Origin of the sequence: Pseudonocardia sp. Ae150A_Ps1 (genome assembly GCF_001932315.1) — a bacterium.
GTDB lineage: Bacteria > Actinomycetota > Actinomycetes > Mycobacteriales > Pseudonocardiaceae > Pseudonocardia.
The window spans coordinates 1,519,815-1,540,205 of the sequence record NZ_MCIJ01000001.1 but is presented as its reverse complement, the minus strand read 5'-3'; the positions used below and the strand labels follow the sequence as shown (position 1 = coordinate 1,540,205).

18 protein-coding genes are annotated in these 20,391 nt (G+C 72.9%); 7 read left to right on the top strand and 11 right to left on the bottom strand.

What is annotated here, in order from left to right; genetic code table 11:
- The 6 genes from Ae150APs1_RS06790 to Ae150APs1_RS06765 form a co-directional block, all read right to left on the bottom strand.
- The gene (locus Ae150APs1_RS06790; RefSeq protein ID WP_083679975.1) at positions 1-1,290 is read right to left on the bottom strand and encodes a serine hydrolase domain-containing protein; all 1,290 of its coding nucleotides are present in this window, start codon (positions 1,288-1,290) and stop codon (positions 1-3) included.
- A 174-nt stretch (positions 1,291-1,464) separates the two neighbouring features.
- Complete coding sequence (locus tag Ae150APs1_RS06785) at positions 1,465-2,748, bottom strand: Nramp family divalent metal transporter (RefSeq protein WP_060575428.1); 1,284 nt, start codon at positions 2,746-2,748, stop codon at positions 1,465-1,467.
- Between the two features lie 50 nt (positions 2,749-2,798).
- Positions 2,799-3,305: a GNAT family N-acetyltransferase gene (locus tag Ae150APs1_RS06780; protein ID WP_010239958.1), complete on the bottom strand. Its 507-nt coding sequence runs from the start codon at positions 3,303-3,305 to the stop codon at positions 2,799-2,801.
- Positions 3,306-3,309: 4 nt separating this feature from the next.
- The gene (locus Ae150APs1_RS06775) at positions 3,310-3,936 is read right to left on the bottom strand and encodes a YigZ family protein (protein ID WP_075296484.1); all 627 of its coding nucleotides are present in this window, start codon (positions 3,934-3,936) and stop codon (positions 3,310-3,312) included.
- A 346-nt stretch (positions 3,937-4,282) separates the two neighbouring features.
- The gene (locus Ae150APs1_RS06770; RefSeq protein WP_010239966.1) at positions 4,283-4,597 is read right to left on the bottom strand and encodes a hypothetical protein; all 315 of its coding nucleotides are present in this window, start codon (positions 4,595-4,597) and stop codon (positions 4,283-4,285) included.
- Positions 4,598-4,614: 17 nt separating this feature from the next.
- Positions 4,615-6,300, bottom strand: coding sequence for a sodium:solute symporter family protein (locus Ae150APs1_RS06765; protein ID WP_010239969.1), 1,686 nt, complete (start codon positions 6,298-6,300; stop codon positions 4,615-4,617).
- Between the two features lie 305 nt (positions 6,301-6,605).
- On the opposite strand from Ae150APs1_RS06765, the gene Ae150APs1_RS06760 reads away from it, so the two are divergent.
- Together Ae150APs1_RS06760 and galT are read left to right on the top strand one after the other, a co-directional pair.
- Positions 6,606-7,397 carry a DeoR/GlpR family DNA-binding transcription regulator gene (locus Ae150APs1_RS06760; protein ID WP_075296482.1) on the top strand — a complete coding sequence of 264 codons (792 nt, stop codon included), beginning with the start codon at positions 6,606-6,608 and terminating at the stop codon, positions 7,395-7,397.
- A 2-nt stretch (positions 7,398-7,399) separates the two neighbouring features.
- The gene (galT, locus tag Ae150APs1_RS06755) at positions 7,400-8,485 is read left to right on the top strand and encodes a galactose-1-phosphate uridylyltransferase (RefSeq protein ID WP_212567168.1); all 1,086 of its coding nucleotides are present in this window, start codon (positions 7,400-7,402) and stop codon (positions 8,483-8,485) included.
- An 81-nt stretch (positions 8,486-8,566) separates the two neighbouring features.
- On the opposite strand, the gene Ae150APs1_RS32645 is transcribed toward galT, so the two are convergent.
- From Ae150APs1_RS32645 to Ae150APs1_RS06740, 3 genes are all read right to left on the bottom strand, one after another.
- Positions 8,567-9,706 carry an NlpC/P60 family protein gene (locus Ae150APs1_RS32645; protein ID WP_075296481.1) on the bottom strand — a complete coding sequence of 380 codons (1,140 nt, stop codon included), beginning with the start codon at positions 9,704-9,706 and terminating at the stop codon, positions 8,567-8,569.
- Between the two features lie 389 nt (positions 9,707-10,095).
- Positions 10,096-10,863 (bottom strand): enoyl-CoA hydratase, encoded by a 768-nt coding sequence (locus tag Ae150APs1_RS06745; protein WP_075296480.1) that lies wholly within the window; start codon positions 10,861-10,863, stop codon positions 10,096-10,098.
- A complete protein-coding gene (locus Ae150APs1_RS06740) occupies positions 10,860-12,029 on the bottom strand; it encodes a CoA transferase (RefSeq protein ID WP_075296478.1) in 1,170 nt (389 codons plus the stop codon). The genes Ae150APs1_RS06745 and Ae150APs1_RS06740 overlap by 4 nt, the downstream gene beginning before the upstream one ends.
- Before the next feature lie 67 nt (positions 12,030-12,096).
- Between Ae150APs1_RS06740 and Ae150APs1_RS06735 the strand changes: the two genes are divergently transcribed.
- Positions 12,097-12,840, top strand: coding sequence for a GntR family transcriptional regulator (locus Ae150APs1_RS06735; RefSeq protein WP_139317089.1), 744 nt, complete (start codon positions 12,097-12,099; stop codon positions 12,838-12,840).
- A gap of 17 nt (positions 12,841-12,857) precedes the next feature.
- Here the strand turns inward: Ae150APs1_RS06735 and Ae150APs1_RS06730 are convergent, their stop codons facing one another.
- Entirely contained in the window at positions 12,858-13,622 is a 765-nt protein-coding gene (locus tag Ae150APs1_RS06730) for an IclR family transcriptional regulator (RefSeq protein ID WP_010239990.1), read from the bottom strand.
- Positions 13,623-13,630: 8 nt separating this feature from the next.
- Positions 13,631-15,088: an SLC13 family permease gene (locus Ae150APs1_RS06725; RefSeq protein ID WP_075296476.1), complete on the bottom strand. Its 1,458-nt coding sequence runs from the start codon at positions 15,086-15,088 to the stop codon at positions 13,631-13,633.
- Positions 15,089-15,376: 288 nt separating this feature from the next.
- Between Ae150APs1_RS06725 and Ae150APs1_RS06720 the strand changes: the two genes are divergently transcribed.
- The 4 genes from Ae150APs1_RS06720 to Ae150APs1_RS06710 all read left to right on the top strand — a co-directional run bounded on the left by Ae150APs1_RS06720 (position 15,377) and on the right by Ae150APs1_RS06710 (position 20,390).
- Positions 15,377-16,543, top strand: a complete 1,167-nt coding sequence (locus Ae150APs1_RS06720) for an aminotransferase class V-fold PLP-dependent enzyme (protein WP_075296474.1) — start codon at positions 15,377-15,379, stop codon at positions 16,541-16,543.
- A 65-nt stretch (positions 16,544-16,608) separates the two neighbouring features.
- Positions 16,609-18,333 carry an FAD-binding oxidoreductase gene (locus Ae150APs1_RS33365; protein WP_249266242.1) on the top strand — a complete coding sequence of 575 codons (1,725 nt, stop codon included), beginning with the start codon at positions 16,609-16,611 and terminating at the stop codon, positions 18,331-18,333.
- Positions 18,330-19,553 (top strand): heterodisulfide reductase-related iron-sulfur binding cluster, encoded by a 1,224-nt coding sequence (locus Ae150APs1_RS33360; RefSeq protein ID WP_249266241.1) that lies wholly within the window; start codon positions 18,330-18,332, stop codon positions 19,551-19,553. Before Ae150APs1_RS33365 ends, Ae150APs1_RS33360 begins: the two co-directional genes overlap by 4 nt.
- Before the next feature lie 3 nt (positions 19,554-19,556).
- A complete protein-coding gene (locus tag Ae150APs1_RS06710; RefSeq protein ID WP_075296473.1) occupies positions 19,557-20,390 on the top strand; it encodes a fumarylacetoacetate hydrolase family protein in 834 nt (277 codons plus the stop codon).
- The last annotated feature ends 1 nt before the right edge of the window (position 20,391 follow it).

Genomic DNA, 20,391 nt, shown 5'->3' with positions numbered 1-20,391 from the left:
TCACCCCGTGCTGGTCGGCGCCGCCGGAGCCGGTGCTTCGTCGAGCTGGTAGACCTGCCGGGCGACCTCCAGCAGCAGGGTGTTCGCGGTCTGCCGGCCGTCGAGCCCGACGGTCAGGTTGCTCCAGATCACCAGCGTCACGTCGTTGACCGGGTCGTGGCCGGCGAAGGCGTTGTAGCCCGGCATCTCGCCGAAGTGGAAGTACATGGTGGCGCCGGGGGCGAGTGTCTGGCGTTCGATGCCGTACCCGTACTGGGATGCGTCGGGCTCGGCCGGGTCCGCGGGGCGCGGGCTGCCGGCCCACCGCTCCTGGGTCGCGGCGTCGGAGACCCGGCCCCCGGCCAGTGCCCGGATCCAGGCGGCGAGGTCGTCGGCGGTGGACACCACGCCGCCCGCCGCCCAGGCGTAGGACGGGTTCTGGTGGGTGTGGTCGACGGGCGCCAGCGTCCCCGCCCGCGCCGCGGCCTGCACCTCCGGCGGGTACGGCACGTCCACCAGCGCGTACGCCGACCCGCCGTACATGTAGCCGTGCGAGTACGGGTCGGGCAACGACGCGTCCGTGGCCGCCGGGAGGTACGTCGCCCGCAGGCCGAGCGGATCGAGCAGCCGGTCCCGGTACACCTGGCCCAGCGGCCTGCCCTCGACCTGCTCGACGACCAGGCCGAGCAGGGTGTAGTTCGTGTTGCTGTAGTCGTAGGCGGTGCCGGGCGGGAACAGCGGCGGGTGCCGGTACGCGATCGCCAGCGTCTCCTGCGGCGTCCAGACCTTCCCGGGATCGGCGTCGAGGGTCGCCGCGAACCCGGGGTCGCCGGTGAACCCGTACAGCCCGCTGCGCATCGTCAGCAGGTCGGCGACCGTGATGTCCCCGCCGCCGGGGACGCCCGGGACGTGGGCCGACACCGGGTCGTCGAGCCGCAGCCTGCCCTCCTGCGCGAGCTGGACGACCACCGCGGCGGTCAGGGTCTTGGTGATGGAGGCGATCCGGACCCGGGTGGCGCCGTCCGGCCGGTCCGTGGCGCCGCGCCGGGTCGTGCCGGTGGTGGCGGTGAACGCTCCCTGCGGGGTGCGGACCTCCACCACGGCGCCGGGGACCATCAGCTGTGCGGCGGTCCGGTCGACGGCGTCCTGCAGCGCTGCGGGGTCGATCGTCCGCAGCACCGGCGGGCCGCCCGGGACGGCCGGTGACGGGGTCGGTGTCGGTGCGGCCGGCGGGGCGCCGGCCGTCGACGGGGGTGCGGCACCCGCCGCGCACCCGCTCACCAGGAGGAGGACGGCCACGAGCACGCCCACGGGCCCACGCCCGGGCGGGTTCCGGCACCACTCGGCACGAGGACGCATCCGCTGCTCCGACGCTTCACGGGGCCCGCACCGGGCCGGTCCCACCCATGCTGGGGCAGGGCCCGTGGCGTCACAGCCACCGTCCGGACCAGCGGGGATGCGGGCGCCCGGGGTAGGCGAGAGGTGTCAGCCCGTCCCGGAGAACGTCTGCCAGAGCAGCACGCCGTTCAGCGCCACCACGATCGCGGTGACGACGACGGCCGCGGCCGTCGTGGCCCGGTGGTTCACCAGGTCGCCCATCACCGACCGCTTCGCCGTCAGCCACACCAGCGGGGCCAGCGCGAACGGGATCCCGAACGAGAGCACCACCTGCGACAGGACGAGCGCCTGCGTCGGGTCGATGTCGAAGCCGAGCACGACGAGTGCCGGGGCGAGCGTGAGCAGCCGGCGCAGCAGCAGCGGGATCCGCCGGCGCAGGAACCCGGCCATGATCACCTGCCCGGCGTAGGTCCCCACCCCGGACGAGGCGAACCCGGACGCCAGCAGCGCGATCGCGAACCCGTAGGCCGCGACGGTGTCGAGCTCGGTCCCGAGCCCGGCGAAGATCCCCTCCAGGGTGTCGGTGCCGGGCACGTCGGTGCCGAAGAACAGCGCGGCCGCGACGACCAGCATCGACAGGTTGACCAGCCCGGCCAGGCCCATCCCGAGCACGATGTCGGTCCGGCCGGTGCGCAGCAGGAAGCGGGTGTCCTCCGGGGAGCGCGCCACCAGCCGCTTCTGGGTCAGTGCCGAGTGCAGGTAGATCACGTGCGGCATGACGGTCGCGCCGAGGATGCCGGTGGCGAGCACGAGCGAGTCCAGACCCGCGAAGCCCGGGACGAGACCGGCGGCGACCCCGCCGGGATCGACGTCGGTGCGGAACAGCGTCGACGTCAGCCCGACCAGGATGATCGCGAGCAGGAACACGATCGCCCGCTCGAACGGCCGGTGCCCGCGCGACTGCAGGCCCAGCAGCGCGAACGCGATCACACCGGTGATCAGGCCGCCGGTGAACAGCGGGATCCCGAACAGCAGGTGCAGCGCGACCGCGCCGCCGATCACCTCGGCGAGGTCGGTGGCGATCGCGACCAGCTCGGCCTGCGCCCACATGAACCGGGTGCCCCACCGGGACAGGTGCTCCCGGCACAGCTCGGGCAGGTTCTTGCCGGTGGCGAGGCCGAGCTTCGCCGACAGCGACTGGATCAGCATCGCCATCAGGTTGGCGACGACGATCACCCAGACCAGCAGGTAGCCGTAGCCGGCGCCGGCCGAGAAGTTGGTGGCGAAGTTGCCGGGATCGACGTAGGCGACCGCGGCGACGAACGCCGGGCCGAGCACGACCAGGCGGCCGCGCCAGCCGCGGCGGCGCAGCTGCTCGACCGTGACGGTCCCGGAGTCGGTCCCGGGGCCGTCGGTACGCACCGTCGCCATGGTCGCCCCCCGTGGTGTGAAGGTCCGGCGAAGACGGAGTGTAGGGGCGGCTAACTCTGCACGGAAGTGGGGTCCAGCCTGCGGTGCATCACGTGCAGGCCGGTCGTCGACCCGTCGGGGAGCCGGAACGCGTCCGGCACGATCCCGACCGTCGCGAACCCGAGCGAGTGCCACAGCGCGACGGCCCGGGTGTTGGTCGCGACGACCGCGTTGAACTGCATCGCCGTGTACCCGAGGGAGCCGGCCAGCGCGACGACGTGCTCACCCAGTGCGCGCCCGGTACCGCGCCCGGCCCGCTCCGGGTCGACGGCGAAGCTCGCGGTGGCCACGTGCGAGCCGGGGCCGGGCTGGTTCGGGCCGGTCTTGGCGGTGCCGACCACCACGCCGTCGTCGACGGCCACGACGACCCGCCCGGGCGGCGGGAGCATCCACATGCCGCGTGCCCACGTCTCGCCGGCGTCGACCGGCACGGTGTAGGTCCGGCCCTCGGCGAAGATCGGGCGCAGTACCGCCCAGATGGCCGGCCAGTCGTCGTCGGTCGCGTCCCTGATCTCCACCGGCTCAGGGTAGGTAGAGCTCGCGCGGGCCGGCGTCGAGGGCCTCGACCGAGCCGCCCGTGTGCTCGGCGAGCCAGTCGCCGAACCCGTCGACGTCGTCCTCGGCGACGGCCACGGTCAGCGTGACGTCCGCGCCGTGCTCGACGTCGCAGAGCCGGTAGGCGGAGTGGCGCAGGTCGTGCTCGAGGCGCCCGGCCCGGTCGTGCGGCACGGCGAGCAGCAGCTCGCGGTGCCGGACCCGGCGCAGCTCCCCGACGGTGTCGAGGGTCTCGGCCAGCGCGCCGGAGTAGGCCCGGACCAGGCCGCCCGCGCCGAGCTTGGTGCCGCCGAACCAGCGGGACACGACGGCGACGACGTCGGTGAGCCCGCGCCGGGCCAGCACCTCCAGCATCGGGACGCCTGCGGTGCCCGAGGGTTCGCCGTCGTCGTTCGAGCGGGCGGTGAGGTCCCCGGTGGCCGGGTCGCCGATCCGCAGGGCGGTGCAGTGGTGGGTGGGGTCCGGTCCGGCCCGCCGGACCCGCTCGATCACGGCGGTCGCGGCCTCGACCGTGCCGGTGCGGGCCACGGTGCACACGAAGCGGGAGCGCTGGATCTCGATCTCGTGCACCCCGTCGCGGGCGATCACCCGCACGACGCGCTCCGGGTCACACCGTGACGGCGCTCGCCATCGGCGGCGCCACGGGATCGATTCAGTGCAGACTGGTCGTGTCCGGTGAGGGGCTCCGCCCCACCCGGCGGTGCCGCCCCTCCCGGCACGAGAGCGGTCCCGGAGATCCGGGACCTCCGGGAGAAGAAGGGACCCAGACCCATGAGCGACACCCTCCGCGTCCTCCGTAGCGGCCTCGGCACGATCGCCCGCCGGATCGACGCCTACACCCTGCAGGCGTTCAACCCGGTCTACCCGACGCCGGCGGGCCGGGGTCGCTGACCCCCGGCCCACCGGCCGCCGTCACGGGCGCCCGAGGGCGGAGCGGCGCTCAGTCCTCGCCGTCGTCCCGCGAGGGGATCTTCAGCGGCCGCAGCCGCACCCACAGCACGAACAGCGCGCCGACGACCAGCATCGCGATGCCGGTGTCGAGGTTGAGGTTCGTCCCGCCGGTCTTCGCCAGGTTCTCCGGATCGTTCCCGGAGACCAGCCCGACGATCAGCAGGACGAGGCCGTAGACCCCGAACAGCAGCGCGATCACCGAGCGCAGGTCGAACAGGTTGGTCGCGGTGGTCGAGATCGGGGCGTCGGTCCCGGCCCGGTCGCCGGTCCCAGGGTCGACGCCGCCGGAGTTGTCCTCGGTCATCTCTGGTCTCCCTCCGGTCAGCCGACGATGATGTAGAGAACCACGGTCAGGGCGAGCACCAAGGCTCCCAGGACCATGGGCGACCGGTACCAGCCCGCGTCGTCGCCCTCCGAGGAGTGCGTGCGGGCCTCCTTGGACGTCAGGCTCCAGACCAGACCGACCAGCTCGGCGTCCGGCTTCGGGGTGCTCACCATCGACACCCCGGTGGCGACGCCGACACCGACGACGAACGCGGCGATCGCACCGACGAAGCTGCCGGCCTGGCTGGACATCTGCCACACCTCGGTGCGCACCAGGACGTCGACGAGCACCGCGGCCGTGGTGCCGGACAGCAGGCCGATCCAGGCCGACGGACCGGTCATCCGCTTCCAGAACAGGCCCAGGATGAAGATCGCGAACAGCGGTGCGTTGAAGAAGCTGAACAGCGACTGGATGTAGTCCATCAGGTTCTCGGAGCCCGAGGCGATGAACGCCGTACCGATCGCCAGCACGCAGCCGATGATCGTCACCATCCGGCCCACCTGCAGGTAGTACCGGTCCGGGCGGTCCGGCCGGAGCCAGTCCTGCCAGATGTCGTAGGTGAACACGGTGTTGAACGAGCTGATGTTCGCCGCCATGCCCGCCATGAACGCGGCCAGCAGGCCGGCGATCGCGACGCCGAGGATGCCGTTCGGCAGGACCTCCTTCATCAGCAGCGACAGCGCGTTGTTGTAGGTGATGCCGTCGACGGCCTCACCGCCGCCCTCCTTCACCGCGCTGATCTGCGGGACCAGGATCGCGGCGATCATGCCGGGGGTCACGATGACCAGCACGACCAGCGCCTTCGGGAACGCGCCGATGATCGGGGTGCGCCGGGCCGCGGACATGCTCTTGGCCGACAGTGCGCGCTGGACCTCGGCGAAGTTCGTCGTCCAGTAGCCGAACGAGAGCACGAAGCCGAGACCGAACACGATGCCCAGCACGGACAGGAACGGGTTCGCGATCTCGGTCAGCGGCGTGCCCGGCCAGGCGTTGAGGTCGGCGCCCCCGCTGGGGCCCTCGGTCACCGCCCTGGTCAGGCCGTCCCAGCCGCCGACCCGGTTCAGCCCGGCGACGGTCAGCGGGATCAGCAGCGCGAGGATCACGAAGAACTGCAGGACCTCGGTGTAGATCGCCGCGGAGAGGCCGCCCAGGCTGATGTACCCGAGGACGACGACGGCCGCGACCGGGATGGCCAGGTACAGCGACCAGCCGAGCAGCGCCTCGAGCACCAGGCCGAGCGAGAACAGGTTGACGCCCGCGATCAGGATCGAGGCCACCGCGAAGATCACGGCCTGCACCCGCTGGGTGGTCCGGTTGAACCGCTTGAGCAGGAACTCCGGGACGCTGCGGGCCTGGGAGCCGTAGTAGAACGGCATCATCACGATGCCGAGGAACACCATCGCCGGGATGGCGCCGAGCCAGTAGTAGTGCACCGTCGGCACGCCGTACTGCGCGCCGTTGGCCACCATGCCGATGAGCTCGATCGCGCCCAGGTTGGCCGAGATGAAGGCCAGACCGGTGATCCAGGCCGGCATCGACCGGCCGGACAGCAGGAAGTCGAGGCTCGACGACACCGAGCGCCGGGCCGCGTAGCCGATGCCGAGCACCAGCACGAAGTAGAAGGCGACCAGCAGGTAGTCGACGAGGTTCGGGTTGAGGCGCAGGACGTCCTGAGCGGTCATGCCGCGACCTCCCGCAACGCCTCCGGGGCCCGCCCGGGGGCCGTCTCGCGGTGATCCATCTCGGAAGCTCCTCGCCGTCGAGTGCGTACGTCCAACCGGCCCGGGCGACGACACGGTGCGCGAGCCACCGCACAAGCTAGACCGCACTCGGACAGAAGTGAACACTTTCGCGCGAAGTTGAGACCCTTGCGTGATGATGGGAGTCCACATGATCGGGTCCCGCATTCTCCGTGCCTGCTTGCTGACCGTTCGTATTTGTTGCATTGTGTGCGGGTGACGTCGATTCCCGCCGGGAGCCCCGGACGATGAGCCTGCTCGCCGAACAGCGGCGCGAGGTCATCGTCGACGAGGTCCGCACCCGCGGTGCGGTCCGCGTCTCCGAGCTCGCCGAGCACCTCGGGGTCTCCGAGATGACGGTGCGGCGTGACCTCGACGTCCTGGCGCGTCGCCGGCTGGTGGACAAGGTGCACGGCGGTGCGACGGCGATCGGCGAGCACACCACCGAGGAACCCGGGTTCTCCGCGAAGTCGGTCCGGGAGCTGGAGGAGAAGGACGCGATCGCCGCCGAGGCCGCGGAGCTCGTGACGCCCGGCTCGGCGGTCGGCCTGTCCGCCGGGACGACGACGTGGCGGCTCGCGCACCGGCTGGCGAGGATCCCGCGCCTGACCGTGGTCACCAACTCGCTCGCCGTCGCCGAGGCGCTGCACACCGGCGGCGCCGAGTCCCGCGGCACCACGGTGATCCTCACCGGCGGGGTGCGGACGCCGTCGGAGGCCCTGGTCGGACCGGTCGCGATCGCCGCGCTCCGCTCGCTGAATCTGGAGATCGTGTTCCTCGGCGTGCACGGGATGAGCGCGGCGGCCGGGTTCTCGACCCCGAACCTGACCGAGCGCGACACCAACCGCGCGCTCGTCGACGCCGGTCAGCAGCTCGTCGTCGTCGCCGACCACACCAAGTGGGGCACGGTCGGCATCTCCACCATCGCCGACCTCGACGAGGCCGACGTGCTGGTCACCGACGCCGGCCTCGCCGACACCGACCGTGCGGTCCTCGAGGGCGAGCTGGACCGCCTGATCATTGCTGACCCCGGGAAGTAGGCATGACGGTGCAGAAGCTCTCGACACGGATGGCCGACGGCCGGGAGATCCTCTGGTTCGACGGCCCCGGTCACCCGCCCCGCGATCCCGCCGATCTCGTCGACCGGCGGGACCTGCCGCGGGTCACTCCGGCCTCGCAGCTGCGCTACGACGCACTGGCGGGGGAGTGGGTGGCGATCGCCGCGCACCGGCAGGACCGCACGTACAAGCCGCCGGCCGACCAGTGCCCGCTCTGCCCGAGCCGCGACGGGCGGCTGACCGAGGTCCCCTCGCCCGAGTACGGCGTGGTCGCCTTCGAGAACCGGTTCCCGTCGTTCGGGTCCGCACCGGGGACGCCGCTCCCGGTCCCGGGCGAGGTGCCCGAGGCGGCGTCGGGGCGGTGCGAGGTCGTCTGCTTCACCGACGACCACTCGGTCCCGTTCTCCCGTCTCCCCCCGGAACGGGTGCGGCTGGTGCTGGAGGCGTGGGCGGACCGGACCGCGGAGCTCGGCGCGCGTCCCGGGGTCCGCTACGTGTTCCCGTTCGAGAACCGCGGCGCCGAGATCGGCGTGACGCTGTCGCACCCGCACGGCCAGATCTACGCCTATCCCTACGTCCCGCCGTTCCCGCAGCGGATGCTCGCCCACGTCGCCGCGCACCGGGAGGCGACCGGGGAGAACCTGATCGACTCGCTGCTCGCCGAGGAGCGCGCGGGGGAGCGGGTCGTCGTCTCCGGGGAGCACTGGACGGCGTTCGTGCCGGCGGCCGCGCGCTGGCCGGTCGAGGTGCACCTGTACCCGCACCGGCCCACGCCCGACCTGCCCGCGCTCGACGAGGCGCAGCGGGCCGAGTTCCCGCACGTCTACCTGGACCTGCTGCGCCGGCTCGACGCGCTCTACGACGACGAGCTGCCCTACGTCGCGGGCTGGAACCAGGCCCCCGTACGGGAGTCCGACGGCCGTGCCGACGCCCGGCTGCACCTGCGCGTGCACTCGATCCGCCGGGCCCCTGGCAAGATCAAGTATCTGGCCGGGTCGGAGTCCGGTGCGGGCGCCTTCATCTCGGACGTGCTGCCCGAGGCGGTCGCGGAGCGGCTGCGCGAGCTCTGACCCCGGGCGGCCCCGGACATGCGTCGAGGCCGGTACCCCTCCCCAGGGGCACCGGCCTCGGACGTCTCGGGGGTGGGTCGGTCAGACCCGGACCGCGCTGTTGAACGGCATCGCGTCGATGTCGGAGTACTTCACCGGCTCGCCGCTCGTGGACGCGTGCAGGATCTTGCCGTTGCCCGCGTAGATGCCCACGTGGCTCACCGGCGAGTAGAAGAACACCACGTCGCCGGGCTTGAGGTCGCTCTTCGAGACGGACTCGCCGTCCATCTCGGCCTGCGCGCTCGACGTGCGCGGGAGGTCGACGCCGACCTTCTCGAACGCCCACACCATCAGGCCGGAGCAGTCGAACGCGCTCGGGCCGGTGGCGCCCCACTGGTACGGGGTGCCGAGCTTGGTCTTGGCGGCGGCCAGCGCCTGCAGGCCGTTCGCGGAGCCGGTGAGGTCGGTGACGGGGTCGCCCGACACCTCGCCGGAGCCCGCGCCGTCGCGGGCGCTCGACCGGGCCTTCTCCTCGGCCTCGGCGGCCTTCTCCTCGGCGTCCTTCTTCGCGACCGCGGCGATCCGGGCGGCGTCGGCCTGCTCGAAGGCCTGCGGGACGGCGGAGGTGACGTGCTCCAGGCCGGTGCTCAGCGAGGACGCGGCCTCGCTCGTCCCCGGGCCGCCCTGCTCGGAACCGGCGGCCGGCACGGAGAGCTGCATCGTGGACTGGTTGTCGGCCTGGGCAAGGTCCATGTTCGCCGCGGGGTCGACCGGCGTGTCGTCCGGCGCGCCGAGCGAGGTCACCACGCCCATCACGGCGGTGGCGCCGACGAGGGTGGCCGACATCGTCGCGGCGACGGCGCGGGGCCGGGTGCCGAACGGGCCGGTCTCCGAGGTGCCGCGGACGAGGCCGACGGCGGAGCGGGAGGTGACGCCGGCGGGGACGTCGCGGGTGACGACGGTGTCGTCGCTCCCGCCGGTCCCGGCGGTGTCGCCGGGCACGACCGGCAGGCCGGTCGGCGGGGTGTCGATCCGCTCGATCGCCGGGCCGAAGGCGCCGGTGCCGTTCTCGCGGGCCGCGCGGCGGCCGCCGGAGGTCGGGGCGTCGAAGCCGGCGTCGGAGTACCGGGCGAGCAGCTCGGAGGCGGAGATGCCGGCGGTCGCGTCACGGTCGCGCCGGCGACGGGGGATCTCGGTTCCGGCGACGTCGGGGGTGTCGCCGGGGCGCAGTGCAGTGGTCATTCGTGTCCTCGCCGCCACGCGGACACCGGCTCTCGGGGGTCGAGCCGGACATCGTGTCCGCCCCCGCCGCATGCTGGGGTGGGCGCCAGGGGGAGTGTCGGCGGGCGGGGGAGCAGGCGGCCGACCGGGCGCACCAGCCGACATCTCGTCGACCAGCACCCAGGACCGTAACCGGTCCGTGACTCACATGCCTGCCCGGCTCGCGTGCGTGCGACGAACGGCGTCTCCCGCGCGATCCGCGTGCGGATCGACCGCCGAACGGCGGGCGTACTGGTCCGTCGGGGCGATCGCAGCGACCGTCCACGACGAGCGGTCGGTGCGATCGGGTGACGGGACGGGGCCGGGGGTCACCCGGCGGCACCCGGCCGGACGGGTGCCGCCGGGCCCGGTCAGTTCCCGGTCCAGGTGGGTGGACGGCGGTCCCCGAACGCGGCGACGGCCGCCCGGAAGTCGGCCGAGCCGTAGACCCGCTCGACGACCGCGGAGTCGTCCCGGTCCGGCCCGTCGGCCCGGCCGCGGAGCAGCTCCTTGGTCGCCCAGATCGTCAGCGGCGCGCCGCCGGTCAGCCGGGGGGTCAGCTCCGCGAGCCCGGCGTCGAGGTCGTCGACGACCGCGTGCAGGAAGCCCGGGACCCGCCTTGCCTCGTCGGTCTCCAGGAACCGCGCGGTGAGCAGCAGGTCCGCGGTCAGCGCGCGGCCCAGCGACTCGACGAGGAGGTCGAGCGTGCGGGCCGAGAGGCAGTTCCCCAGCGTCCGCGCGATGGGCACGCCGAACCGGGAGCCCGGCGTCGCGATCCGCAGGGCGGTGGCGCAGGCGATGCCCAGGCCGCCGCCGACGCAGTACCCCTCGACCGCCGACACCGTCGGCACCTGCACCGCCCGGATCCGGTCCAGGACCTCGGTGACCCGCTTCTCGTAGGCGACGCCGTCGGCCCCGGAGGTGAAGGCGGCGAACTGCCCGATGTCGGTGCCGGCGACGAAGGCCCGGCCGCCGTCGCCGCGCACGACGAGAGCGCGGACCTCGTCGTCGGCGTCGGCGCGCTCGCAGGCCTCGACCAGCGCGGCGTACATGTCCCAGGTCAGGGCGTTGTGCTGGGCCGCGCGGCGGAACGTCAGGGTGAGCACCCCGGCGTCGAGCGCGGTGGTCGCGTCGCTCATCGTCGTCCTCCCTGCGCCGGCTGGGGCAGCTCGGCGAGCACGTCGTCGGTCGCCGACCCGAGCGACGGGCCGGCGTTGCCGCGGCGGGCCGGGGTGCGGGAGAACCGCATCGGCGAGCCGAGCTGGCGCACCTCGCCCAGCTCCGGGTGCTCGGCGTCCCAGAAGAAGCCGCGCTCGGTCAGGACGTGGTCGGTGAACACCTCGTCGTGGCCGGCGATGGCGGCGCAGGGGACCCCGGCGTCGTCGAGCGCCGCGAGGACCTCCGCCGAGGTCATCGTGGTGGTGACCGCCTCGATCCGGGCGATCAGCGCGTCCTTCGCGGCGAGCCGGCCCGGGGTGTCGGCGAAGCGCGGGTCGGACTCCAGCTCCTGCAGTCCGAGCGCCGAGCACAGCGCCGACCAGAGGCGCTCGGTGTTCGCGCCGACCGTCACGTGCCCGTCTCCGGTCCGCACCGCCTGGTAGGGCGCGTAGCGCTGGTGCGCCGACCCCTGCCGGACGGGGACCTCGCCGTCGCCGAAGTACATCCCGGCCTCCCAGACCGCCAGCGACGCACCGGACTCCAGCAGTGAGACGTCGACGTGCTGCCCGGAGCCCGACCGGTCCCGCTCACGCAGCGCGGCGGTGACGGCCAGCGCGACGTACAGCGCGGTGACCAGGTCGCAGACCGGCACGCCGACCTTGACGGGGTCGCCGCCCTCGGTGCCCGTCACGCTCATCAGGCCGCTGGCCGCCTGGGCCATGATGTCGAGGCCCGGCCGCCCGGCCGCGGGACCGTCCTGGCCCCAGCCGGACGCGGAGGCGTACACGAGCTCGGGGCGCCGTGCGCTCAGCGCCGCGTACCCGAGACCGAGCCGGTCCATCGCGCCCGGCCGCAGGTTCTCGACGACGACGTCGGCCCGGTCCACCAGTGCGAGGAAGGCGTCGCGGCCGGCCTCGTCCTTGAGGTCGAGGACGACCGACTCCTTGTTCCTGTTGAGCCGCAGGAACGGCGAGCTCTCACCGTCGAGGAACGGGCCCGCCGACCGGGTCGGGTCGCCGATGCCCGGCGGCTCGATCTTGACGACGCGCGCGCCGAGGTCGGCCAGCTGCATCGTGGCGAACGGCGCCGCCATGAACGCGCCGATCTCGAGTACGAGCACTCCCTGCAGGGGTGGTGCGGTGGACATCTGCGACCTCCTCGGAGCCGACGGTCCGGCTCGATATACGGTATACAGAACAGTGGCGAAGGGGGCGATGCCGATGACGGCGGTGGAGCCGGAGGACCGGCGGCGGATCGTCGCGCCGCCGAGCATGGCCGTGCTGGCCACCGACGCCCTGCGCGGGATGATCTTCTCCGGCGAGCTCGCGCTGGGCGAGCGCCTGGTCGAGACCCGCCTCACCGAGCGGCTGGGGGTGTCCCGGCCGCCGCTGCGCGAGGCGTTGCAGACCCTCGCGCACGAGGGGCTCGTCGTGACCCACCCGCGGCGCGGCGCCACCGTCCGCACCCTGACCCGGCACGACGTCTTCGAGATCGTGACGCTGCGCGAGGAGCTGGAGTCGTTCGCCGTCCAGCTCGCGCTGCCGGTGCGGTCGGAGGCCCGGCTGGAGCGCTGCCGGGAGGCACTGCGGGTGTTCGAGGCAGCGGGACGGGCCGGCGACGAGACCCGTTTCATGCAGCGGAAGTTCGACTTCCACCTGGAGATCGTGGCCCTCGCGGGGCACTCGCGGATCACCGAGACCTACCGGTCGCTGTCGTTCCAGATGCTGCTGTGCTTCGCGCTGAACCGGGCCGCCCGCCGCGACGTGGAGACCCTGCTGGACAACGTGGAGCGGCACCGCGAGCTGCTCGAGGTGATCGAGGCCGGCGACCCGGAGGACGCCCGCCGGGCGCTGGCCGAGCACGGTCACGGCTCGTTCCTGCTCGACGTGGTCGACCAGCTCGACGGCGGCACCCCCGAGTCGGAGGAGTGGCTCGCCGCGCGGCGCGCCCTGCGGTGACCCGCCGCCGGGACAGCTCACCCGAACAGTCCGCCGATCCGTTCGGCGGCCCGGCGCAGCAGCGTGTCCGCCTCTGCGGCGCGGTCGTGCGTGAACCGCTGCACCGGTCCCGACACCGACACCGCCGTCGGGACTGGAGCGCCGGGCACGGGGACGGCGACGCAGAAGACGCCCAGCTCCTGCTCCTCGTCGTCGATGGCCCGGCCGGCCCGCCGGATCCCGGCGAGCTCGGCCAGCAGGAGATCGGTGTCGACGATCGTGCGGCCGGTCATCACCGGCGTCCCCGCGCTGCGGAGCAGGCGGCGCACCTCGTCGTCGTCGAGCTGGGCGAGCAGGGCCTTGCCCACCCCGGTGCTGTGCAGGTGCACCCGTCGCCCGACCTCGGTGAACATCCGCATGGAGTGCCGGGACGGGACCTGCGCGGTGTAGACGGCGCGTTCGCCGTCCAGCACCGCCATGTTCGCCGTCTCGCCGATCTCCTCGGCGAGCGACCGCAGGTCCGCGCCCGCCCGCACGCCGAGCACCCGTGACGCCCGGTCCCCGAGGCCGATCAACCGGGGGCCGAGGGTGTAGCGCCGGTTGGTCAGCTGGTGGGCGTAGCCGAGATCGAGCATGGTCCGCACGATCCGGTGGATGGTCGGGAGCGGGAGGCCCGACGCCTCGGCGAGCTCGCTGATCGTGAGCTCGCCGTCGGCGTCGGCCATCACGCCGAGCACCTGGAAGGCGCGGGCGATCGACTGGACACCGGCCGTCCCGCTCCCGGTGCTGGGCGCCGTCGTCATCGGGTGCCTCAGCCCCAGCCCGGGACGACGAAGATCAGCCAGGTGGCGAGCGGGGCGACCGCGCACATGCTGAAGCCCCAGATCGTCAGCCCGCGGAAGACCTTGTCGGTCTCCTCGCCCGGCGCGTTCGCCACCACCAGTGCGCCGCTGGTGGAGAACGGCGACGAGTCGACGACCGACGACGAGATCGCGAGGGCGATGATCAGCCCGACCGCGCCGACCTCACCGGCCAGCAGGAACGGCACCGCGAGCGGGATCAGGGCACCGAGGATGCCGGTGGTGGAGGCGAAGGCGGAGACGATCGCGCCGATCAGGCAGATGATGATCGCCGCGAACAGCGGCCAGCCGATCTGGGTCACCAGGTTGCCGAGCCAGTCGATCGTCCCGACCTGCTCCATGAGCGACACGAACGTCACGATGCCGCAGATCAGCAGCACGGTCGGCCAGGCGACCTGCCCGACGGCGGCCTTCGCCGACGACGGCGAGATCAGCGAGAGCACGGCGGCGACGGTGAGGGCGGTGAAGCCGACGTCGAGGCCGAACGCCAGCGCGTCGACCGCGAGGGCCACCAGGCCGACGATGGTGAAGATGTGGTCGCGGGTCAGCGGGCCGTGGTCCGGCTCGCCGACGGAGCCGTCCGTGCCGCCGGGGCCGCTCCGTCCGTCCGTGCCGTCGGAGCCGCCGGTGTCGCCCGGGTCGCCCGGGTCGCCGCCACCGGTCGCGGGGGCGTCGCCGGAGCCGCCGGTGGAGTGGTGCCGGTGCGTGCCCGACCCGCCGCCGCCGAGCGCCACCGACGTGGCCGGCTCCGCGGCGAGCGCGATCCGGTCCTCCGACGCGGTCGCGGCGGCCGCGTTGGAACGGCGGATCAGCTCGCGCCCGCCGAACAGGAAGAACACCACGACACTGAGCAGCAGGTTGAACAGGAACGACGACACGAACAGCAGGACCGGGCTGCTCGGGAGCGCATTCCGGTCGACGACGCCGTTCACGATGCTGCCGAAGATGCTCATCGGCGAGAACCCGCCCGCACTCGCGCCGTTGATGATGAGCAGACCCATCATCATCGGATTGATGCGGTAGCGGAGCGCGAATCCCATGCCGATCGGCGCGATGATCGCGACCGCGGCGGGGACGACCGCACCGACCGCCGTCAGCACCGCGGTGACCAGGAACATCACCCACGGGATCAGGGCGATCCGGCCACCCACGGCACGGACGGCCAGCTGTACCAGGCGATCGACGGTGCCGTTGCCCTTCGCGATCGCGAACAGCAGCGTGACGCCGACCAGGATGACGAAGAGGTCACCCGGGAATCCGGAGACGATGTCGTCGGTGTCCTCGCCGACGAACGCGGTGCCGACGATGAAGGCGGCGACGAAGGCGAGCGCACCCATGTGGACCGGGAGAACGGTGGCGATCAGGAACACCAGGGCTAGCGCCACGACGGTGATGAGTTGTATGGACATCGCGATCCTCTGTGGTCGGCACTGACTCAGGCAGGGACGTGCGAACGGTCGCCTCGGTGCGGCCGCACAGTTTTCCGCATCGCGGAAAATCAATTCCTTTTGGAGTATCAGCCGGATCACACTCGGGCGTCAACCCGGTGCTGCAGGCCGGCGGTGGCGGGTCGTTCGGGCTCGGACGGGACTCGGTTCTAACCTCTCGACGGAAGACAGTAGACGGTATACCGTCTACTGGCGAGACCGAGATTTCGTGATGCGGAAGCACTCGGCACCGAGCGTGGAGGACGCACAATGACGTACGCAGCAGGCCGCCACTTCCTGCAGATCCCCGGTCCCACGAACGTCCCGGACAGCGTGCTGCGGGCGATGTCGGCGCCGACGATCGACCACCGCGGACCCGACTTCCAGGCACTCGGCCAGGAGCTGCTCCGCGACATCCGGCCGGTGTTCGGCACCACGAACCCCGTGATCATCTACCCGGCGACCGGCACGGGGGCCTGGGAGGCGGCGCTGGTCAACACGCTCAGCCCTGGCGACGCCGTGCTGACGTTCGAGACCGGCCACTTCGCCACGCTCTGGCAGGAGATGGCCCGCGGGCTGGGCCTGGAGGTCGACTTCGTGCCGGGCGACTGGCGGCACGGCGCGGACCCCGCCGTCGTCGCCGAGCGGCTCGCCGCCGACACCGCGCACCGCATCAAGGCGGTCTGCGTGGTGCACAACGAGACCTCCACCGGCGTCACCAGCCGGGTGCCGGAGATCCGGGCGGCCATCGACGCCGCCGAGCACCCCGCCCTGCTGCTGGTCGACACCATCTCCTCGCTGGGGTCGATCGACTACCGGCACGACGAGTGGGGCGTCGACGTGACGGTGTCCGGCTCCCAGAAGGGCCTGATGCTGCCGCCGGGCATGAGCTTCAACGCGGTCAGCGACAAGGCCCTCGAGGCCTCCCGCACCGCGCGGCTGCCCCGGACGTTCTGGGACTGGGCCCCGATGCTGGCCGCCAACGAGCGCGGCTTCTTCCCCTACACGCCCAACACCAACCTCATGTACGGGCTGCGCGAGGCGCTGCGCCTGCTCTACGACGAGGGCCTGGAGAACGTCTTCGCCCGGCACACCCGGCACGCCGAGGCGACCCGCGCCGCCGTCCGCGGCTGGGGCCTGGAGGTCCTCTGCCTCGACGAGCGGGAACACTCCGGCGCGCTCACCGCGGTGCTGGTCCCCGCCGACGTCGACGCCGACAAGGTCCGCGCGATCATCCTCGACCGCTACGACATGTCGCTCGGCGCCGGGCTGGGCAAGCTCGCCGGGAAGGTCTTCCGGATCGGGCACCTCGGCTCGTTCAACGACCTCACGTTGGCCGGGACCCTGGCCGGCGTCCAGATGGGGCTGAACCTGGCCGGCGTGAAGATCGACCCGGGCGGTCTCGACGCCGCGCTGGAGCGCCTGCAGTCCGGCTGAGCCCCCGCCGGCCCCGCGTCGCAGGAGCACCACCCGTCGCATCGTCGCGAGAGGACCCACCACCGATGACCGCCGAGCTGACCCGTCCCGCCCGCCCGGCCCCCGCCTCCACCGGACTCGAGGACGCCCTGCGCGCCCGCGTGACCGGTGAGGTCGCCTTCGACGACTACTCCCGGCACCTGTTCTCCCGGGACGCCAGCATGTACTCGATCATGCCGCTCGGTGTGGTCTTCCCCCGCACGCACGACGACGTCGCCGCGGCCGTCCGCATCGCGGGCGAGTTCGGCGTCCCGGTGGTCCCGCGCGGGGCAGGCACCAGCCTCGCGGGGCAGACCGTCGGCCCGGGCCTGGTGCTGGACATGTCCCGGCACCTCAACCGGATCGTCGAGATCGACCCGGAGGCGCGCACCGCCGTCGTCGAGGTGGGGGTGGTGCAGGACCAGCTCAACGCGCGCGCCGCCGAGCACGGGCTGATGTTCGGACCGGACACCTCCACCAGCAACCGGGCGACGATCGGCGGGATGCTCGGCAACAACTCGGCGGGCAGCGGGTCGCTCACCTTCGGGATGACGATCGACCACATCCGGGCGCTGGACGTCGTGCTGTCCGACGGCTCGACCGCCCGGCTCGAACCGGTCGACGAGGCCGAGCGGCTGCGGCGTGCGGCGGCCGACACCCTCGAGGGCCGGATCTACCGGGAGCTGCCGGAGCTGGTCACCGCGCACGAGAAGGCCATCGCGGAGGGCATGCCGCTGTTCTGGCGGCGGGCCTGCGGGTACCGGCTGGACCGGCTCGCCGGCTACGGCGAGGCCAACCCGTTCGACCTGGCGAAGTTCGTCGTCGGGGCGGAGGGGACGCTGGTGCTGGCCACCCGCGCCGTCGTCGACCTGGTGCCGAAGCCGAAGCGCACCGTGTACGCGGTCGGGCACTTCGACACCACGCACGGCGCGATCTCGGCGACCCTGGACGCGCTGAGCTGCGCGCCGCACCAGGTCGAGATGATGGACAAGACGATCCTCGACCTGTCCCGGAAGAAGATCGAGTACGCCGACCTGGGCAACCACCTCGTCGGCGACCCGGCGGCGCTGCTGTTCGTGTCGTTCTCCGGCGACGAGGTCGACGAGCTGTCCGCGAAGGTCGACGCCGTTGCCGCCCTGTGGGCCGAGCACGGGCACGGGTACCACACGCTCAAGCTGGTCACCCCGGCCGAGCAGGCGGCGCTGCTGAAGGTCCGCAAGTCCAGCCTCGGTCTGCTGATGGCCGCCGGTGGGGGGACGAAGCGCCCGCTGGCGTTCATCGAGGACACCGCGGTCGCGCCCGAGCACCTGGCCGAGTACACGGAGCGGTTCGCCGCGATCCTCGACGCCCACGGGCTGGAGGCCGGCTTCTACGGCCACTGCTCGGTCGGCTGCCTGCACATCCGGCCCTTCGTCGACCTCACCGACCCGGAGCAGGTCGAGACGATGCGGGTGGTCGCCGAGAAGGTCAAGGACCTGGTCGCCGAGTACGGCGGCGTCAACTCCAGCGAGCACGGCGACGGCCTCGCCCGCTCGGAGTTCAACCGGGAGATCTTCGGCGACGAGCTCTACGAGGCGATGCAGCGGGTCAAGCGGATCTTCGACCCGGCCGGTGTCATGAACCCCGGCAAGATCGTCGACGCGCCGCCGATGACCGACAACCTGCGGGACCGCGACGCCCTGCCGCCCGCACCGCCGCTGACCACGGCGCTGTCGTTCGAGGTGATCGGCGGGCCGGGCGCGGGATGCGGGACGTGGCGGACCGGTGCATGAACATCGGCCTGTGCCGCAAGACGACGGCCGGGGTGATGTGCCCGTCCTACCAGGTCACGCTGCAGGAGGAGCACTCCACGCGGGGCCGGGCGAACGCGCTGGTCAAGGCGCTGTCCGAGCCGGACCCGGCCGCCGCGCTCGGCGACGAGCGGCTGCACGAGATCCTCGACCTCTGCCTGGGCTGCAAGGCGTGCAAGAGCGAGTGCCCGATGAGCGTCGACATGGCGTCGCTGAAGTCGGAGGCGCTGCACCACCACCACGAGCAGCACGGCACGCCGCTGCGCTCGCGGATCTTCGGCGGGATCCGGGCACTGAACCGGCTCGGGTCGGCGACGGCGCCGCTGTCGAACCTGCCCGACCGGGTCCGCCCGCTGCGGGCGCTCATGGAGCGCACCGTCGGGATCACCGCGGCCCGGCCGATGCCCCGGTTTGTCCGGGACAACCTGGTGCGCTGGAACCGGCGCCGGGACCGGCCCGCGCCGGGCAGCGCCGGCACCGTGAACTGGCTCGCCGACTCCTTCACCACCTACACCGAGCCGCACATCGGGCGCGCCGCGATCGAGCTCCTGGAACGTGCCGGATGGACCGTCGAGCTCGCCGGTGGCGGCTGCTGCGGGCGGTCCAGCCTGTCCAAGGGCATGCTCGACGACGCCCGCCGCAAGGCGTCCGGGCTGGTCACCTCGCTGGCCCGGGACACCGCGCCGGGATCACCGATCGTCGGCTGCGAGCCGTCGTGCGTGTTCACCCTGCGGGACGAGACGCTGTCGCTGCTCGGGAACACCCCCGATGCGGAGCAGGTCGCCGGCCGGGTGCAGCAGGTCGAGGAGCTGCTGGTCGCCGCGATCGACGACGGCCGCCTCGTGCTGCCCGAGCGGTCCGGGCTGAGTGGGCGGCGGGTGGTCTTCCACGGGCACTGCCACCAGAAGGCCGAGGTCGGCACCGCCGCGACCCTGGCCCTGCTGCGCCGGATCCCCGGCCTGGAGGTGTCCGAGATCGACTCCGGGTGCTGCGGGATGGCCGGGTCGTTCGGGTTCGAGGCCGAGCACTACGAGACGTCGATGGCGGTCGGCCGGGACCGGCTGTTCCCGGCGATCGAGGCCGAGCCCGCCGACACCCTCGTCGCCGCCACCGGGGTCTCCTGCCGGCAGCAGATCTTCCACGGCGTCGGGCGGACCGCCTGGCACCCGCTGGAGCTCGTCCGCACCGCGCTGGAGGGCTGACGCGTGCGCGTCGTGCGGTACCGGGACGCCGGCGGCGCGGCCCGGCGGGGGAGCGTGGAGTCCTCGGCGGACGGCGACCTGGTGCGCGAGCTCGGCCCGGACGGGCCGGGGGAGGTCGTGGGCAGGCTCGACGACGTGGCACTGCTCGCTCCGTGCGACCCGCGCACCATCGTGTGCGTGGGCAGCAACTACGCCTGCCAGGTCGAGGAGAAGGGGCGCCCCTGGCCGGAGCAGCCCGCGCTGTTCCTGAAGGCACCGAACGCCCTCGCCGCGCCGGGGCAGACGGTCCTGCGCCCGGCCGAGGTGCAGCGGCTGGAGTACGAGGGCGAGCTCGCGGTCGTGATCGGGCGGACCGCCCGGAGGGTCACCGAGCGCGATGCGATGGCCCACGTCTACGGCCTGACCTGCGCCAACGACGTCACCGCGCACGACTGGCGGTCCGACGGCCAGTGGACCAGGGCGAAGAGCGCCGACACCTTCCTCCCGCTCGACCCGTGGATCGAGACCGGTGACGACGACGGCCCCGCCGACCGGCCGCGTGCCGTGCGGACCCGGCTCGGAGACCGGGTGGTGCAGGAGTCCGACACCGGAAAGATGATCTTCTCGGTGCCCGAGATCCTGGCCTGGGTGACGCGGTGGATCACGCTGCAGCCCGGCGACGTCGTGCTCACCGGCAGCCCGGCTGGGGTCGGCCCGATGGCGCCGGGGGACCTCGTGACCGTCGAGATCGAGGGGCTCGGGGCGTTGAGCAATCCTGAGCCGGCGGGCCCGACCGGCTCCGGGGTGTCCAGCTCGGCGGGCGCCGGGGCGTCGGCGTGCCCGAGGGCGCTGCGGTAGA

What these genes read in the sequence shown, in the direction of transcription:
- Ae150APs1_RS06770 (WP_010239966.1), bottom strand. Translation starts at nt 4,597, where the DNA reads ATGACCGAGGACAACTCCGGCGGCGTCGACCCTGGGACCGGCGACCGG.
- Ae150APs1_RS06735 (WP_139317089.1), top strand. Translation starts at nt 12,097, where the DNA reads ATGCCGATGACGGCGGTGGAGCCGGAGGACCGGCGGCGGATCGTCGCG.
- Ae150APs1_RS06745 (WP_075296480.1), bottom strand. Translation starts at nt 10,863, where the DNA reads ATGAGCGACGCGACCACCGCGCTCGACGCCGGGGTGCTCACCCTGACG.
- Ae150APs1_RS06730 (WP_010239990.1), bottom strand. Translation starts at nt 13,622, where the DNA reads ATGACGACGGCGCCCAGCACCGGGAGCGGGACGGCCGGTGTCCAGTCG.
- Ae150APs1_RS06725 (WP_075296476.1), bottom strand. Translation starts at nt 15,088, where the DNA reads ATGTCCATACAACTCATCACCGTCGTGGCGCTAGCCCTGGTGTTCCTG.
- Ae150APs1_RS06720 (WP_075296474.1), top strand. Translation starts at nt 15,377, where the DNA reads ATGACGTACGCAGCAGGCCGCCACTTCCTGCAGATCCCCGGTCCCACG.
- Ae150APs1_RS06785 (WP_060575428.1), bottom strand. Translation starts at nt 2,748, where the DNA reads ATGGCGACGGTGCGTACCGACGGCCCCGGGACCGACTCCGGGACCGTC.
- Ae150APs1_RS06760 (WP_075296482.1), top strand. Translation starts at nt 6,606, where the DNA reads ATGAGCCTGCTCGCCGAACAGCGGCGCGAGGTCATCGTCGACGAGGTC.
- galT (WP_212567168.1), top strand. Translation starts at nt 7,400, where the DNA reads ATGACGGTGCAGAAGCTCTCGACACGGATGGCCGACGGCCGGGAGATC.
- Ae150APs1_RS06740 (WP_075296478.1), bottom strand. Translation starts at nt 12,029, where the DNA reads ATGTCCACCGCACCACCCCTGCAGGGAGTGCTCGTACTCGAGATCGGC.
- Ae150APs1_RS32645 (WP_075296481.1), bottom strand. Translation starts at nt 9,706, where the DNA reads ATGACCACTGCACTGCGCCCCGGCGACACCCCCGACGTCGCCGGAACC.
- Ae150APs1_RS33360 (WP_249266241.1), top strand. Translation starts at nt 18,330, where the DNA reads ATGAACATCGGCCTGTGCCGCAAGACGACGGCCGGGGTGATGTGCCCG.
- Ae150APs1_RS33365 (WP_249266242.1), top strand. Translation starts at nt 16,609, where the DNA reads ATGACCGCCGAGCTGACCCGTCCCGCCCGCCCGGCCCCCGCCTCCACC.
- Ae150APs1_RS06765 (WP_010239969.1), bottom strand. Translation starts at nt 6,300, where the DNA reads ATGACCGCTCAGGACGTCCTGCGCCTCAACCCGAACCTCGTCGACTAC.